Here is a 14,642-nt window from a genome sequence, read left to right as displayed (position 1 = left end):
TGGGCGCGCAACCGGTCGGCCCGCCCCGCTTCGGATCCGGGTGGCCCGGGGGCGGGCGGGCGCCGGACGGTTGGCCGGTCGTCAGCCGATGGGGACTTCGGTGGCCTGATGGCCGGTGGGAGTCCAGGTGCGGATCTCCAGGTAGACGATCTCGGCGTCCTCGGTGGCGCGGCCGGTCTCCACCAGCCAGGTCTTCACGGCGTGGACGACGTCGCCGTGCGAGGCGGCTACCCGTCGGGACCATTCGGCGGCAAGGAAACCGCCGGTGGCGGAGGAGCCGTAGCTGCGCTCCTGGGTGCCGTCCGCGCGCGGGACCACGCCGCGCCGAACGCCGGGCGAGTCCTCCCGGGAGCCGGCCGGCAGGGTGAAGTAGCGGGACAGCATGCGCACGGTCAGGGCGACCCGGCCGTCCGCCTGCGCCGCGGCGTGGATGACGCCGGCCAGGTGCGCTGCGCCGGACCTGATCGCCTGCCTCCCGGCCCGGCCGGCCATGCTCCCGCCCGGCGTGCCGATCACGTCCTTGCCCCGCACCCGCGCCTTCTGCCCGGTCCTCGTGCGGCGCCGCTGCACGTTCTCCCGCGCGACGGCTGACAGTGCCTCGGGGTCGCGCTCGCCCCCGCGCACCGCGCGCACGACCTGGCGCAACGCGGCGACCATGCTGGCTCCCTTGCCCTTGGTGAAGAACTGGGAGACCAGGGAGGCGTCACGGCCGAGCATCGCGGCGACCTGGCGCTTGGTGTAGCCCTGGTCGACGAGTTCCTGGGTGAGGCGGGCGGCCTCGTTCGGCCGATTCGGGTCGGCAGGGCTCACCGCTCACCTCCGGCGGCGAGTTCGGCGCGGCCCAGGCCGCGCAGCTTCAGGTACTCCTCCTGGGACTTCGGGTGCTCGACCGGGCCGGTCAGGTGCCCCTTGAGGAGGTAGTCGCCGGGCTCCCCCCGGTAGGGCCAGGGCTGGCGCTCGGTCAGGCCCATGCCGTCGGTGCCGAAGTACACGACGCTGCCGGGCTTCGCGTGCAGGGCGCCGGCGTAGCCGATGACCTCCTTGCCCTCGCGGTACTTCATGTCCAGCAGCGCCGCCCGGGCCCCGGACCACACGTAGACGGCCCACTCGGGGTGCGCGTAGGGGTCACGGCGGAAGCCGGCCTGCCGCTGCCAGGTGACCACCTGGTCGTCCTGGCCGAGGATCTCCACCCCGGCGGGGAGAGGCTCGCCAAGGGGGGTGGTGCCGGAGACCAGGCGGGGGCGCTGCGCGAAGCCGCCGAGGCCAAACAGCAGCACCGAGCGGACGGCGCGGCTGGCGAGGTAGGCGGCAGTCCGCTGGCGTTCGTCGGCGTGGGTACGGGAGAGGTTGGTCAGGTCCGCCCAGGCGGCCTTGAGGCGCTTGCCCCACTCGTCGAGCGGCTTGCCGTCCTCGAAGAGCAGGCCGCCGAGGATCTCAATCCGCCACGGCGCGATGTGGTTCGACAGTGCGAGGTGGACCTCCGCCCCGCCCGCCCACGTGGTGAACGTCGCCCCGGGCTCCGACGGGTAGACCCAGGCGCGGTCACCGGTCACCGGGGCCGGGAGCAGGCCGACGTGGTTCCAGCCCGCCGGGACGGTCACCTTGATGTTCCAGTGCGAGCAGGACATCAGCGCCTTGACCTGCTCCTGCTCGGTCATCGCTGCGAACGCGGACGCGGTAATCCGGCGCGGCGTGCCCACCGGGCTCTTCCACAAGTGCTTCGCGTAGGCGAACGTGCGGTCGTACTCGACCAGCGCGGGCAGCTGCTCCGGCACGCGCGGGGGCAGGATCAGCTCGGTGCGGCCCTGGCCGCCGGTGGCGTGCAGCAGGCCCCGCAGCTCCTCGCTGAGGATCGGATAGCCGCCGGCCCACTTGCCGGTCGTCGGGATGGTGCGCGACCACAGGTCCCGGCCGGTCTGCGACGGGGAGCCCATGAGCACGGCGTCGTCCCAGTAGCGGCGCAGCGCCTGCCACAGCAGGGTGAACGCCTGGCGGCAGGTGACGACGTCGGCGCCGTCCGGGTCGAACCACTCCCCCACGGAGCGGATCTCGGTGGTTCCGCTGTCCGGTGCGGCGGCGGGGGCGTAGCGGCCGACGGGCTGGCGCTGGTGGACGAAGTGCCCGGCGAGCTTGTCCCGGCCGGAACCCACGGCGGTGGTCCACCGCTCGGACGGGGTGTTCAGCCACGCGGCGACGGCGTCCTTGAGCGTGCTGTAGCGCTCGGCGCCGTCGTGCCAGGGGGCGCCGGCGGTGACGTAGATCCGCTCCGTGCCCGGCGCGGCCGCGAGGACGGCGTCCAGGATCTCGCCCGGGGTGCGGGCACCGAGGTCGAGGCGCACGACGCGGTCGCGTACGGAGAGGTCGCCGGTCGCCGCGTCGAGGAAGACCGTGTTGCGGGCCTGCTGGACGAAGGCCGGGCGCTTGGAGACCAGGCCGGTGGTCACGGCTTCGAACCGGGCGCCGGCCGGGCCCTCGGGGAGGGCGGGCAGCTCGCGCGGACCGGATGCCGCGGCCGAACGAACCACCATTGCGGCCGGAGCCACCGGAGCCGTCGGGAGGACCGGCGCAGCGGCGACGGGCGCGGCCGGGGCGGGCTGCGTCTCGATCTCGGTGGGCGCCTCGACGGCCGGGGCCGGCTGCTCGACGATGAAGACGGGGCGGGTCAGCGCCGGAGCGACTGCGGTTGCCGACTTGGACGCCGGCGCGGCCTTCGGCGCCTCGACGGACACAGTCTGGGCATCGGCGTGGGCGGCACGGACGGCGGGCGGGGTCGGGTCCAGCAGAGGGGCGATCCGGACGACGTCGCCGACCGGCAGCCCGGACGCCTTCGCGATGGCGTCGGCCTTCGCGCCCTCGTGCGCCGCGAGCCCGGACACTCGGCGCGCACGCTGGGCGGTGAGCTTGTCCAGCTCTGTCTGCGCGGTGGCGACGGCCTTCTCTGCGGTCGTGATCTCGGCGCGCAGCTCGCGCAGGCCGGCGAGTTCGGCGGTGTACGTCTTGCGGTCCATCAGCGAATCACTTCCCCTCGGTGGTGGTGTCGGTGTCGGTGTCGGTGTCAAGGGGGCGGGCGCGGCGGGCGAGGGTGAGCCAGCCGGCCGGGCCCTGGGTGCCGTGGATGTCGGCCAGACCGGCGAGCAGGAACGCGTACGCGCCGCGCCTGGGCGCCCGCGGCTGCGCGGTACCGGACTCCCACTTCGCGAACGTCTCCCGGCGGGTATCCAGGGCTGCGGCCACCTCTGCCTGGGTCAGGCCGGCGGCCTTGCGCAGTCGCTCCCGCTCGGCCGGCTCCGGCAGGTCGCCGCCGTCGCGGGCCTTGGCCAACAGCGCGTCCACCGCCTCGAAAATCTCGGGCATCACATACCTCCTATCTTGGACGGTATCACGAAAGTGCTCGAAGAACGCCTCATTTTATGCTCGCATATCATCGCACTAATGACCTCGGACTATGCTCATCCGGTGCGCTCGTTCCGGACAAGGTCGTAGCAACCCCCGTGAGCATCAGTGGAGTTGACGGAGAGGCGCTGCGGGTGCGTTTCGGTGTGCGCCGTACACTTGCGGCCATGAGCTTCCGCCTCCCCCTGATCCTCGACCACTGGTTCCGCGAGGGACCCGATCCCGCCTCGGGCTACTGGATCTGCGCGTACAGGGGGTGCGGGCGGCACCGGTCCGATCACTTCCAGGCAGAGGGCCAGTGGCTCAACCCGGTGCACGCCTTCACTCCGAAGCGGATCGCGCCCTCCCGCTGCCGCGCCTGCGGGTACCACCGGCGGCACAGCCGGCACGTGCCGTGGAGGTGGGACCAGTACCCGGTACCCGCCCTGGCCGGGCGCGGCGAGCAGCCCTCCGGGCGGCCGGCAGCCGGCTGACACGAGGCCGTTCGACTCCACGACGGTGCCGGACAGCGCGGGCCCTCGGGATAACGACGATCTCCTTGCCCGGCCGGGGGTCTGCTGCTGCGCCTCCGGCCGTTGGTTCGGGTTGTGCGGGCGGGTGTCGGCGCCGGCCGGGCTCTCGCTGGGGCGCCGGAGGGTGCGGCTAGCGGGAGGCACGGGCCGCCAGCACGGCACTCACCGCGGCGGCAGCCACGCCGATCCCCCGGTGCAGGGCCTGGTCGAGCGAGAAGAGCGCGGTCCCGGGGCCCGCCTGGTCGGCTCCCTTCCCCTCGACGCGTACCACCGTGCAGGTCTTGACGTAGTCGCCCTTGCCCAGCATGGCGGCCAGGCGCATCAGCGGGAGGCGCCGGTCGATGACGAGGTGGGTTCCGAGGTTGATGGCCGTCCCGGCCGCCAGCGCCATCGGCTTGATCCTCAGCCCGAGGGCGCGGGTGACCGCGAGGGCGGCGACGGTCTGCACCGCGCCGTAGCACAGGACGTGCCGGGCGGCGCTGATCCGGCCGAGGGTGGTCTCGCTCATCGTCCACACGAGCGGGTCGGCGATGTCCTCGGGACTGGCCGGCGAGCCGTCGCGCAGAACCATCTCGTCGCCGTAGCGGCCCTTGTTCACGGCGTCCCGGCTGGCCTGCGCCCACTGGTCGGCGATGTCGTGAACCCCTTCGAAGGTGACTTCCAGCGCGGTGAAGACGAGGGCCGCGCGGGCGGCGGTGTCCCACTGGGTGACAGCGGGACCGGGCTGGTGCAGCATGGCAGTGCTCCTGTTCCAGGTCTGATCGGGTGTGGAGTCCGGGGCGGCCGCGACGTCTTGGCCGGACAGCGGCCGCCCAGGTAGGTCGGTGCGCAGTTGGTCAGGACTCCACGCCGTACACGTGGCCCAGGCCTTCGTGTGTTGCGGCGACGATGTTCGAGGTCGGGGTTCCTTCCCATTCGCCGCAGGTGCAGCGGCAGATGACCAGGCCGTCCTTCCAGTCGTAGACGCCCGTCTTGTGCGCCGGCTCGACCACGGGCTCGGTCTCCTGCGCCGCGGCCGAGCGCCGGGGGCGGCGCACGATGGTGGTGTCCTTGACGGCCTGCTCCTGGCGGTGCGCCTCGCCCCAGCGTTCGGCCTCGACGCGGTCGACGGTGCGCTCCGGGGAGGTCCAGCCGCAGTTGCAGGCGGTCCCGACGCGTCCGTCGCGGGCGGCGATCTCGAAGACCTCGGTGCGGTGCTCGGGTAGCGGGACGTTCAGAGCGGGGTTGGCGCCGTCGTCGTCGGTGGCCTCGCCCAGGGCGCCGATGGCCCACCGCTCCCAGCCGCCCGGGAACTCCTTGAGGATCCTGTCGCGACGCGACTGGGCGGTCTTGGTCGGAACGCCCATGGCGAGGGCCAGGTCGGCGACGGTTCCCCCAGGCATGCTCGCGTGGGTCCGCACGGCGGCGTCGATGATGCCCTTGATACGCGGCTCCAGCCGGTGCACAAGGTCGTTGATGAGGTCCTCCCAGGACCCCACAGCGGCCCGGCGCAGGCCGTTCCGGTGGCTGTAGCCGGTGCGCAGCAGGGCCAGTCCCCACAGGACGGTGTCCATCCAGTCGGCCATCATGCTGGCGTCGATCCCGACGGCCCGGGATTCTTCCGCGTCCAGGTCGACGGTGTAGGGCCAGGTGTCGGTGAAGGGCGGGCTGTCGTGCGGGAAGCTGGTGGCCCAGGTCTCCCACTCGCCGACCACGGCGGTGACCACTTTGGCCTGGCGGGCCTGGGCGGTGGAGCGGGGGGCGTCCATGGCCCGGGCCAGGTCCCCGACGCTGCCGCCGGCCAGGCGGTGTTCGCGGATAGCGGCGGCGGTGATGCCGGCCAGGAGGGTGGTCCGGGCCGATTCCAGGAGGCTGATCGCCAGGTGCCAGTTCTCGACGGTCACCGGCTGGACCGTCATCGGCTCGGGGTCGTGGCCGGCGCGCCGGTCCTTGCCGGTGCGCAGCAGGGTGAGTGCCCACAGTGCCGTGTCGAGGATCGAGGTGAGTTCGTCGGCGTCGGCGCGGCCGACGGCGCGGGCCTCGGTCGGGAGCAGGTCGATGACGATGTCGGTGCCGTGCTGCGCGGTGGTGCCGTAGATGTAGCGCAGGGCCATGTCGCCCTCCTCAGGCATGGATGAAATCTCGTACAGCTAACTGTACGAGATTTCATCCATGTTCGCTACCGCCTCTGAGCTGCAACAACCTTTTCAGCGCGTTGAATTGACGCCTGATCAGATGGCAGCGCCTCCTGTGCCAGTGTTGGCGCCGGCCGTCTCCGGTGGTTGCCGGGGTGCTCCAGGGCAGCAACAGGCCGTCGCCAATGGAGCGCGGGAGGACGTGGACGTGCGCATGGAAGACGGTCTGGGTGGCGGCCGCTCCGGCGCTGGTGATGACGTTGCACGGCGGCGTTGCGATCTCCGAGACCCGGCGCATCACCGTCGCGCTGACCTCGGGATCGGTCGTGACGTCCGGGACGTGGAGCAGCGGGATCACGAGGAGATGGCCGGGCGTCACCGGGCCCAGGGGGTGTAGGGCCAGAGCGTCCGGCCACCGCCGGACGATGCGGGCCGCAGCGGTGCCGGCCACGATGGCGCAGAAGGCACACCCGGGCGACTCGGCGATCGCAGGACCGCCGGGGGCGCCGCTCCGGCCGCGGGGGAAGTCCGGCTCGGCGTGCGGGAGGGATCCGCTCGGGCTTCGGCCACCGTCAGGCACGGAGTCCGTGGTCTCGGCTCTGGAGGAGACCCTTCTCGACGTCCAGGTGGGCGACGTCGAACGTGATCCCGTGCCAGGTCCAGAGGCGGTGCGCGATCTCCTCCGCCATCGCCACCGAGCGGTGACGACCCCCGACGCAGCCGACGGCGAGCCGGACCTGGCGGAACTTCCGGTTGGCGACGTCGTCGAGCAGACCGACGGCGAACGACACGCCGCGGTCGATGGCGCCGACGGCGCCGGGGGTGTCCAGAACCTGCTGCAGCACCGCGTCGTCCAGGCCGGTCAGCGTCCGCATCCGGGGGTCACGGTGCGGGTTGTAGTACTGGACGGTGGCGTCGAGGGTCAGGTCGGCGCGCGGGACATGCCTGCACTCGGCGGGGACGCAGAGGTCGTGGCGAGCTCCGGAGAACTGGCGGTGGCCGTAGCCGAAGCTCACGACGGTGCCGCGCAGCACGGTCCAGTCCTTCCCGTAGCGGACCTTGGTGCCCTCCGGGTTGAGGAGGAGACGGTCACGCTCGGCGAGAATGCTCATGGTTGTGCACAGCCTTTCGGAGCTCGGGGATCGCTGCGACCGCCGGATGCCGGCGGGAGCGGTTGGGAACGAACCCATTTCATCGCGCCCGCGCAGCATCGGGAAGGGCAACCCGAGGTTTCCTGTTTCCTCTTCGGCCTGCGTCTTCCCCCTTGCCGGCAGGGAAAGTTGGCCTCGGTGACCACGGTAGGGTCAGGCCGCCGGCCCCGTGGGCGATGGCCGGTGCGGGCCGTGTCCGGCAGGTGCGCCGCAATGTCCGCGCGGCGTCGTACGATGGCGGCCGCGGTGGCGACCACCGCGGTCCCGGGACGCTGCGCCCTGGGGTGGCACGCCCACGGCATCGGTGGGCCGGAGCCCGGCACGGCTGCCGGGGTGAGGGTCTCGACCATGCACGGCCCCCGCTCCGGGCGGGGGCTTTCGCCGACGCCTTCACCCCGGGAGATCCCATGGAACCCCTCGTCAAGCAGCTCACTGACGGACGTATTGCCCACGTCCGACCCCTGATCACCGCCTTCGGCGCCGTCACCTACACCGCCGTGGACGATGCCGGCCGGACGATCGTCAGTGGCTGGCTCCAGGAGGCCCACGAACGCGGCGTCCCCGAGACGCAGCGGCCCGAGGGCGGCACGCACCTCATCGCCGGTACGGTCCCGGTGTGGTTCAGCGACACCGAAGCCGAGCGGCTGAAGGCGCTGGGCGCCGAGGCCGAGGCCGCCTTCACCGCGTCCCCGGAAGGGCAGCAGCTTGTCACCTGGCGTCGGGACCAGGAGCAGCTGCAAGCGGCGGAGGCCGCCGAAACGGCGGTCCTGCGTACGCCCGAGGGCAGTGCCCTGGCTTCGAAGCGGGCAGGCCTCCAGGGTGCGGCCAACGCGATCGCCGCAGCCGACGACGCGCAGCGGGAACGCGCCGAGGACAGCGGTGAGCCGGGTCACTACTACCGCGTGCAGCAGCCGGCCAACGAGGCGAGGCTCTCTGAGGCCCTTGCGCGGCTGGATGCCTTCGACGTGCAGCACCCGCAGATCGCCGCGGCCCTGGACGCGGAGAAGCGGGCGCGTACGCGCAGGTTCCTGGAGACCGACTGACGGCCCGCCCCGGCACCCGCAGCAGGACCGGAGCACGCGAAAGCCCGCCGACCGGTCGGCGAAGGCCGACGATCGACGGGCTTATGCGGTGAAACCCGCTAGGGGCGCGGGCCGGGCCCTCCTGGTCGGTCCGGCCGCTCGGTGCGGGACGTGCTCAGGCGGGCGCCGTGGCGCGCAATGCCTCCGGGTCGTGAATGACAATCGTGCGGTGCCCGGTGGTCACGATGCCATTCCCGCGCAGGTGCCCCAGTGTGCGGACGATCGCCTCGCGGGAGGAACCCACCCACTGAGCCAGCTCCAGCTGGGTCAGCGGGAGCCGCACGGCACCCGTCGCCTCGTCGGTGGCGCCGAGACGGGGCGGGTTCTCCTCGACGTCGGGTGAGCGCTCGCCCATCACGGTAGGGCACGTCGGTCGCGGAAGGGCGGTCAGGCAGGGGCACGCCGCCGGGTGCGCGCGACGATTGGCCGCGGGCACCCGGCCGGACGCCGTTCAGGGCCGGGCCCACGGGTCGTCGTCGGGGGCGCCGACCACGTCGGCCTCGATCTCCACGTAGCCAAGGCAGGACTGGGACCAGCCGTCGTCGTCGGTGAATCCCGTGCCCCCACAGGCGGCGCAGTCCTGCGGGTGGGGCAGGGCCGGGTTGCCGCGGTCGCACGCGTCCGGCTCCTGGTGGACCGCGACGCCGTCCTCGTGGATGTAGGTCATCACGTACCCCTGCCCGCCGCAGCCTCCCGCGCAGTCCCAGGGGTGGGGGCCCTCGGTGAGCCAGGCGCGGTAGGTGACCCGAAGCCAGGTCCGGGCGGTCTCCTGCTCGGCGACGCCGATGCCGTCCAGACGGCGCATGTTGTTGGCGGCCGCGGCGCACTGGGCGGCGCTGTGGATGTCGCGCGGGCTCTGCAGGGCCACGATGTCCAGAGCGACCGCCCGGAACAGCAGGGCGGTGTACTCGTGCTGGCGCATCCGGTCCAGGTCGACTGTGCCGGGCAGGCGACGCTCGGCGGCGACGGCCTGCTCCCGCTGGTGGTACTCGATCGCGTAGTCGGACATGAGCCGGCCGACGGACGGCAGGTCGGGGTAGGCGTGGCGGACGGCTGCGCAGGCGAGCGCCTCGGTGACGGGGTCGCTCTCCGGGTGGTAGTGGACGATGTCGGGCGCCGCGTCCGTGGAGCCGGTGACGACGATGCTGATCGGCTGGCGGGCGGTGGCGAGGGCGCGCACGGAGTAGGCGGTCTGGCCGTCGCCGGTGTCGGGGGTGAGCGGGTTGGTCGCGAAGAGGGTCACGAGGGCTCCTGGGCGGTCGGATCGGTCAGGGGATGAGTGCGGCCGGGGCCGCACCGGGGGAGGCAGTCGGTTGCGGTCCAGGGGTTTGTTCTCGGGCCGGGGGGTGCCCGGTCCGAGAACGGTGATGCGGTCACAGGGCCCGCAGGCGGCGGGGGCGAGCCGGCGGCGGGTTGCCCGGGTCCGGCCAGTCGTCGGCCGACAGGCCGTAGGCCGGCGGCGACCAGGTGGCCGGAGCGTGCCGCCGGTAGACCTCCTCCCACGGGGCCTTGAAGAACACGGGGAGGAGGCCGCCGCGGTTGGGGATCGGTGGGGGTGCGGCGGCGTTCTGTTCGCGCAGTTGCTCGGTGACCCGCTCGGCGTGGTCGGCATGCCGCCGGCAGTACCAGTGCGCGGTCGTCCATCCGGTGCGCGGGTCCAGCTCCAGCACTCGGTGGTGCGAGTCGGCGCCGCAGATCTTGCGCTCGTTGCGGAAGTCGACCGGCGGCACGTAGCCCGGGGGGACGTGCACGACCGGGGCGGGAGGGCGCCGCAGCGGCACGACAGCCTCGTCGTTGTCGGCCGGGGCGGTGGGCCTGGGCCGGTACACGTACGGACGAAGGCGCGGGGCCTCGCAGCCCGGCGCCTGGCTCGGGCCCCGGTCGCCGGCCTCGCTGGGCGGCTCGTAGCGGGGGGCGTCGTCGGCGACCAGGCGCTCGAAGCGGGGTGCCCCGATGGCGTCGCGGCCCAGCACCCGGGCGGCCCGGTTGAGCACGTGGCCCTTCTCGACACCGGGGGCGAGGAAGAGACCGTAGGCCACGGCGAGCAGCAGTTCCCGCGCCGACGGGGTGGCTCGCCGGTCGCAGTAGATGCGGTGGACGACCTCGGCGTACGCCTCGGCCCGGTCCAGGCGCGGCGGTCCGTCCGCCGTGCTCGCACGCGGGCTTCCATCCGGCGGACCGTCACCGCCCGCCTGTGTGGGTGCGGGGCCGGCGGGCACGGTCCGGCTCGGCGCGGGGAGTTCGGTCACAGCGCCCTCCTGTCGCAGTCGACGAGGCCGTCGGCCGTGCGGTGCGGCTCGAAGCACCCGGCGTGCGGGTCATCCGCCCCGTCCCCGCCCCCGTCCTGGTCCTCGTCTCCGCCCTCGTCCGCATAGTCCTGCGAGGCCCATTCGGCGGTCGCCTCGATGTCGAGCTCACCGTTCCCGTGGTAGACGAACACCGAGCCGTCGGGGCCCGTCTCCGTGTACGACGGCAGGTCGTCGTCGTCGTTCTCGTCGCCGCTGCCGTACGTACGGCGGCCGCATGACGGGCATCCCCAGACCAGCTCCCCGCCGACCGACAGCGGGGCGGTGCAGCCCGAGCAGTCCGGGCACGCGGGCGGGGGCAGGAGGCCGGCCACGGCCTCGTCGGCGGTCGGCGCGTCGGCCGTCGGCGCGTCGGGCGTCGTCATCCCTGCTGCTCCTCGATCAGCTGCGCCACGGCGGCGGCCAGCACGCCGTTCTCGGCGGCTTCGTCCGCCTCCTCCAGGCGCATCAGGACGGCCGCGACGGTCACCGCCGGATCGGCCGCGCAGACCTCCCGGAGTGGGCGGTGCAACTCCTCGTAGCCGGTGGCGAGGCCCGTGTGGTAGCGACACAGCCCCTCGGCCTCGTCGCAGGCCGGGCACTCCTCCCAGTGCTGGGAGTGCGGCGCGATCTCCATCGGCACGCGGCTGACGGGCTGCAGCTCCAGCGCGGCGTGCGGGCGGGCGACGCCGAGTTCGCGCTGGGCCCAGGTGTCGGGCAGGGCGCGCAGGTGCATGGCGAGTGCGGCCGCGACGGCGGGCTGGTTCTCGATCAGGTTCTGCCACAGCGCTTTCGCGCTGGTCAGCGGGTCGGGTGATGTCGTCATCACGGGTCCTTCCGGGAGGATTTGGAGAAGGGGTCGGGGCCGGCCCGTCAAGCGGCCCTGTCCGAGCGGATCTGGGCGACGTAGGCCAGGCAGCGCCGGCACGTCGCCGGTTCGTCGACCGGCTCGTCCACCAGCTGGAGCGGCCTGGCGCGGTTGGGGGTCTCGCACAGGGCGCGGCCGGCGAGGTGGCGCCGGCCGCGCCCCGAGGCGGCCTCGCTGATCGGCACGACGTGCCGCAGGCGTTCGCGGGCTCCGCCGCGTACCCGGCCGTGGCGGTTCTCCCGCACGACGACCTTCACCAGGCAGCCGCGCACCGCCACGGCCCACTCGTCGGCTTCGGCACGGTGCCGCTCGGCGGTGCGCTGCTCCCGCAGGACGCGCATCGTCTCCGCCGTCCGGACCCGCTCCTCGGCGGCGGCGTGGTCGGCGAGCTGGGCGCGGGTGACCGGCGGCTCGGGTTCGGCCTGCATCGCGATGTGGAGCAGGTACAGGGTCGGCCAGTGGCCGATGGAGAAGTCCGCGGTGCCGGTGACGGCGGCCGCCCAGTCGCGGTTGTGGAAGTACCGCGTGGCGTGGACGAGCGCCGGGTTCACGAACGGCCCGGCTTCGCGGCGTGCGCGGTCGCGGAGCTCGGTGATCTGCTCGTCGGTGAGCCGGGTCGGCCGGTCGGGGTCCACGGGGCCGGGCAGGCCCGGCCCTTCGGGCTCCTGGTGGGCGAAGTGGAGGTCGTTTCCCATCGGTCAGGCGTCCAGGAAGTCGGGCTTGGGGCTGTGGTCCACGAGCTTCTCCAGGGGCGTCGTGCTGTTCGCGACCTCCAGCAGCCAGTCCCCGTGGCACACAGCGCCAACGCGGCACCAGCACATCAGGGTGCGACCGGCCAGCCGTTCGCGGATGGTCCGCAGGAACTCGATGTCGTGGGTGCGGGAGTTGCGGAAGCTCGCGACGGCCTGCTCGGCGGAGAGCGGGCCGTGCGGGCGGCGGTCGATCCAGCCTCCGGGCAGGACGGTCCAGCCGCGGCTCTCGCCGGTAAGCCAGGGGTTGCCCCATACGCTGCCGCGGCCGACGTAGGCGGCGCCGTCGGGGGCGCGCCAGCCCTTGGTGCGCAGGCGCTGGATGCGGGCCGGGGCGGACGCGGGTGCGGCCGGGAGGGCCTGGGAGTGGTCGGTGCCGGGGGCGGCCGGGTCGGTCGCGAGGATGTTCAACAGGTCTCCCGGGTGGTCGGGTCGGGCCAGGGGCCGGTGCGGCCCGGGGGCGGGCCGCACCGGCGAGGGGGATGTCAGGAGCAGCTGTTCGGGCAGCGGGCGGCGTAGGGCAGGGAGCCGAGGACGGCGTCGCGCAAGTCCGTCGCCGAGAAGACGGACACCCACGCCGGTCCCCCGCAAATCGGGCAGCCGATCCGCACCTGGTGGTCGACCTCGCCGGGGTCGTCCTCGTCGGTCCACCGGATCAGCAGTTCGTGACCGCCGACGGCGAAGGCACCGGTGCGGTAGCCGCTCTCGTCCTTGCCGTCGTGACGGGTGAACAACTGGGCCAGGTCGCGGCCGAAGACCCGCTCGATGTGGCGCTCCGGGTTCGCGTCCTCCCATGCGGCGCTGCGCTGCAGGACGACGTCCAGGACGGGCAGGTCGCGGGCGCGGTGTACGGCGGTGAAGCCTTCGGCCACGAGCCCGGGCAGGCCGTTGGTGAGTTCTTCGTGCTGGGCGGTGATGATGTCCGGCGGCACGCGGCGCTCGCGCGCGGCGTTGCGGGCGAGAGCGGTTTCGAGGTCGGCGTCGACGACCAGAGCGACGACCGGTGTGCGACGGTGCCGCGCGAGGGCGAGGAGGTTGAGTCGTACCCACTGCTCGCTGTTCACGGCGTCGACGATGGTCGGCACCCGGTGTCGCAGTCGGCTGTCGAGCTGGCTGTGGAGCTGCTTCCAGGCGGTGCCGGAGACAGTCTGGTCTCCCGCGTCGCCGGTGAGTACGTCGCGCAGGCGATCGGCGCTGAGGACGTCAGCCGGGCGGAAGAGGCTGGCGGCCAGGGTGGTCTTCCCGGCGCCGGAGATGCCGAGAAGAACCAGGAGGCAGTCCTGCGGCAGCCCGAGGGCGGCGAAGGTGCGGCGGGTCTCCTCGGTGCTCACTGACCGGCCTCCGTCGTCCCCCGCAACGGGAAGGTGGTGCCTTCGAGGGGGGCGGCGGCCGCCGCCGTGGCGAGGCCCTGGAGGAACAGGGTGCGGGAGATGCCCGGCTCGATGCCGCGGATCAGCCCGGCCTGGAAGTCACCCAGAGCGGCCGTCAGCACCATGGCCAGGCGGGCCGCGTGGTTGTAGGCGTCTAGCGGGTCGGCGGGGGCCGTCGACGGCTCCGGGGCGTCCTGCGGCTGGTGGCGCAGGGACCTCAGGGCCTGGAGGGCCTGGTCGAGGTCGAGGCCGGCGCCGGGCTCGGCCAGCAGGCGCAGCACCTGCTCGACGTTGGCGAGCACTGCGTCCTCGACGTCGTCGGTGAGCTCCCCCAGGAGGTCGTCGTCCAGGTGCGCGCTCGCGCCGTAGGTGACGAGGGTGGTGCGCGGGTCGATGCGGTGGTGGTGGTGCATCCGCGGGGCCTTTCGGGTGGGAGGGGCGAGGCGGGTCAGCAGCGGCCACAGCCGGTCGTTGCGGCCCCACTCGGGGTCGGCGAGGGTGATCTGCCGGGATCGGGCGGCCTCGCGCAGGGCGTCGGGGTGGCAGCCGGGCAGGAGGTGGCGCAGGCCGGACCGGTCCCGCCGGGGGCCGAACTCGGCCTCGGGTTCCCCGTCGCAGAGCGAGACGGTGACGCCGCCGAAGCCGTAGCGGGGCGTGAAGGGCGGGAAACCGTAGTCGGTGACGGTCAGTCCGGTGGCGCGGGCCGCGGCGGTCAGGCGCCGGCGCAGGCCGGGGTCGGTGACGAGGACGGTGACGGCCGCGCGGCGTGCGCGGACTTGGCCGTCGGGGCCGGCGGCGGGGGCGGCGCCGAACTGGGCGGCGACGGTGAGGAGGCCGGCGCGGTTCGCGGCGGCCAGGACGTCCCGGGGGCCCGGGGACGCGCCGAAGGGAACGTGGGGCAGCGGTTCGGCGGGCGGGTTTGCGGTGCGTCCCTCCAGCCGGTCGGCCAGGGAGCGGGCCGCGTCGGTGAGGGACGTGCCCTGGCTCTGCCGGGGCCGGGCGCCGGCGGGTGCGGCGGACTCGGGTTCGTGGATCGCCATCGACGGGGTCCTCTCGGTGTGCGGGTGTCGGAGCTCCGAACGGCCGGTTCAGAGGCTGCGGGTCCGGAGTCGGGGTCG

General features: G+C 73.5%; 18 protein-coding genes. 2 read left to right on the top strand and 16 right to left on the bottom strand.

The window, feature by feature from the left end; all coding sequences use genetic code 11:
• Positions 1–81: 81 nt before the first annotated feature.
• From ACWDRR_RS22415 to ACWDRR_RS22405, 3 genes are read right to left on the bottom strand one after another with little or no spacing between them, the layout of a single operon-like run.
• Complete coding sequence (locus tag ACWDRR_RS22415; protein WP_449773954.1) at positions 82–810, bottom strand: helix-turn-helix domain containing protein; 729 nt, start codon at positions 808–810, stop codon at positions 82–84.
• Positions 807–3,008: a hypothetical protein gene (locus tag ACWDRR_RS22410; protein WP_449773953.1), complete on the bottom strand. Its 2,202-nt coding sequence runs from the start codon at positions 3,006–3,008 to the stop codon at positions 807–809. The genes ACWDRR_RS22415 and ACWDRR_RS22410 overlap by 4 nt, the downstream gene beginning before the upstream one ends.
• Positions 3,009–3,015: 7 nt before the next feature.
• Complete coding sequence (locus ACWDRR_RS22405; protein ID WP_449773952.1) at positions 3,016–3,354, bottom strand: helix-turn-helix domain-containing protein; 339 nt, start codon at positions 3,352–3,354, stop codon at positions 3,016–3,018.
• A 206-nt stretch (positions 3,355–3,560) separates the two neighbouring features.
• Here ACWDRR_RS22405 and ACWDRR_RS22400 point away from each other — a divergent pair, with 206 nt between their 5' ends.
• Complete coding sequence (locus ACWDRR_RS22400; RefSeq protein WP_449773951.1) at positions 3,561–3,866, top strand: hypothetical protein; 306 nt, start codon at positions 3,561–3,563, stop codon at positions 3,864–3,866.
• A 169-nt stretch (positions 3,867–4,035) separates the two neighbouring features.
• Here ACWDRR_RS22400 and ACWDRR_RS22395 read toward each other — a convergent pair whose 3' ends face one another.
• The 4 genes from ACWDRR_RS22395 to ACWDRR_RS22380 form a co-directional block, all read right to left on the bottom strand.
• The gene (locus ACWDRR_RS22395; protein ID WP_449773950.1) at positions 4,036–4,641 is read right to left on the bottom strand and encodes a hypothetical protein; all 606 of its coding nucleotides are present in this window, start codon (positions 4,639–4,641) and stop codon (positions 4,036–4,038) included.
• A 100-nt stretch (positions 4,642–4,741) separates the two neighbouring features.
• Positions 4,742–6,016 carry a hypothetical protein gene (locus ACWDRR_RS22390; RefSeq protein ID WP_449773949.1) on the bottom strand — a complete coding sequence of 425 codons (1,275 nt, stop codon included), beginning with the start codon at positions 6,014–6,016 and terminating at the stop codon, positions 4,742–4,744.
• Positions 6,017–6,050: 34 nt separating this feature from the next.
• Positions 6,051–6,470 carry an HIT family protein gene (locus ACWDRR_RS22385; protein ID WP_449773948.1) on the bottom strand — a complete coding sequence of 140 codons (420 nt, stop codon included), beginning with the start codon at positions 6,468–6,470 and terminating at the stop codon, positions 6,051–6,053.
• A gap of 121 nt (positions 6,471–6,591) precedes the next feature.
• Entirely contained in the window at positions 6,592–7,131 is a 540-nt protein-coding gene (locus ACWDRR_RS22380; RefSeq protein WP_449773947.1) for a RapZ C-terminal domain-containing protein, read from the bottom strand.
• 446 nt (positions 7,132–7,577) lie between these two features.
• Between ACWDRR_RS22380 and ACWDRR_RS22375 the strand changes: the two genes are divergently transcribed.
• Entirely contained in the window at positions 7,578–8,213 is a 636-nt protein-coding gene (locus tag ACWDRR_RS22375; protein ID WP_449773946.1) for a hypothetical protein, read from the top strand.
• A gap of 154 nt (positions 8,214–8,367) precedes the next feature.
• Here ACWDRR_RS22375 and ACWDRR_RS22370 read toward each other — a convergent pair whose 3' ends face one another.
• The 9 genes from ACWDRR_RS22370 to ACWDRR_RS22330 all read right to left on the bottom strand — a co-directional run bounded on the left by ACWDRR_RS22370 (position 8,368) and on the right by ACWDRR_RS22330 (position 14,564).
• Positions 8,368–8,607: a helix-turn-helix domain-containing protein gene (locus ACWDRR_RS22370; RefSeq protein ID WP_449773945.1), complete on the bottom strand. Its 240-nt coding sequence runs from the start codon at positions 8,605–8,607 to the stop codon at positions 8,368–8,370.
• Positions 8,608–8,703: 96 nt separating this feature from the next.
• On the bottom strand, positions 8,704–9,495 hold the full coding sequence (locus tag ACWDRR_RS22365; protein WP_449773944.1) for a hypothetical protein: 792 nt from the start codon (positions 9,493–9,495) through the stop codon (positions 8,704–8,706).
• Positions 9,496–9,625: 130 nt separating this feature from the next.
• Positions 9,626–10,501: a hypothetical protein gene (locus ACWDRR_RS22360; protein ID WP_449773943.1), complete on the bottom strand. Its 876-nt coding sequence runs from the start codon at positions 10,499–10,501 to the stop codon at positions 9,626–9,628.
• On the bottom strand, positions 10,498–10,923 hold the full coding sequence (locus ACWDRR_RS22355; protein ID WP_449773942.1) for a hypothetical protein: 426 nt from the start codon (positions 10,921–10,923) through the stop codon (positions 10,498–10,500). The genes ACWDRR_RS22360 and ACWDRR_RS22355 overlap by 4 nt, the downstream gene beginning before the upstream one ends.
• A complete protein-coding gene (locus ACWDRR_RS22350) occupies positions 10,920–11,363 on the bottom strand; it encodes a hypothetical protein (protein ID WP_449773941.1) in 444 nt (147 codons plus the stop codon). Before ACWDRR_RS22350 ends, ACWDRR_RS22355 begins: the two co-directional genes overlap by 4 nt.
• Positions 11,364–11,410: 47 nt before the next feature.
• Complete coding sequence (locus ACWDRR_RS22345) at positions 11,411–12,100, bottom strand: hypothetical protein (protein WP_449773940.1); 690 nt, start codon at positions 12,098–12,100, stop codon at positions 11,411–11,413.
• Between the two features lie 3 nt (positions 12,101–12,103).
• Entirely contained in the window at positions 12,104–12,565 is a 462-nt protein-coding gene (locus tag ACWDRR_RS22340) for a DUF4326 domain-containing protein (RefSeq protein WP_449773939.1), read from the bottom strand.
• Positions 12,566–12,639: 74 nt separating this feature from the next.
• Positions 12,640–13,485 (bottom strand): AAA family ATPase, encoded by an 846-nt coding sequence (locus ACWDRR_RS22335; RefSeq protein ID WP_449773938.1) that lies wholly within the window; start codon positions 13,483–13,485, stop codon positions 12,640–12,642.
• Positions 13,482–14,564: a DUF6919 domain-containing protein gene (locus ACWDRR_RS22330; protein ID WP_449773937.1), complete on the bottom strand. Its 1,083-nt coding sequence runs from the start codon at positions 14,562–14,564 to the stop codon at positions 13,482–13,484. The genes ACWDRR_RS22335 and ACWDRR_RS22330 overlap by 4 nt, the downstream gene beginning before the upstream one ends.
• Positions 14,565–14,642: the final 78 nt, after the last annotated feature.

The sequence above is a fragment of the Kitasatospora sp. NPDC003701 genome, from assembly GCF_053587085.1.
This window is presented reverse-complemented; position numbering and strand designations above follow the sequence as displayed.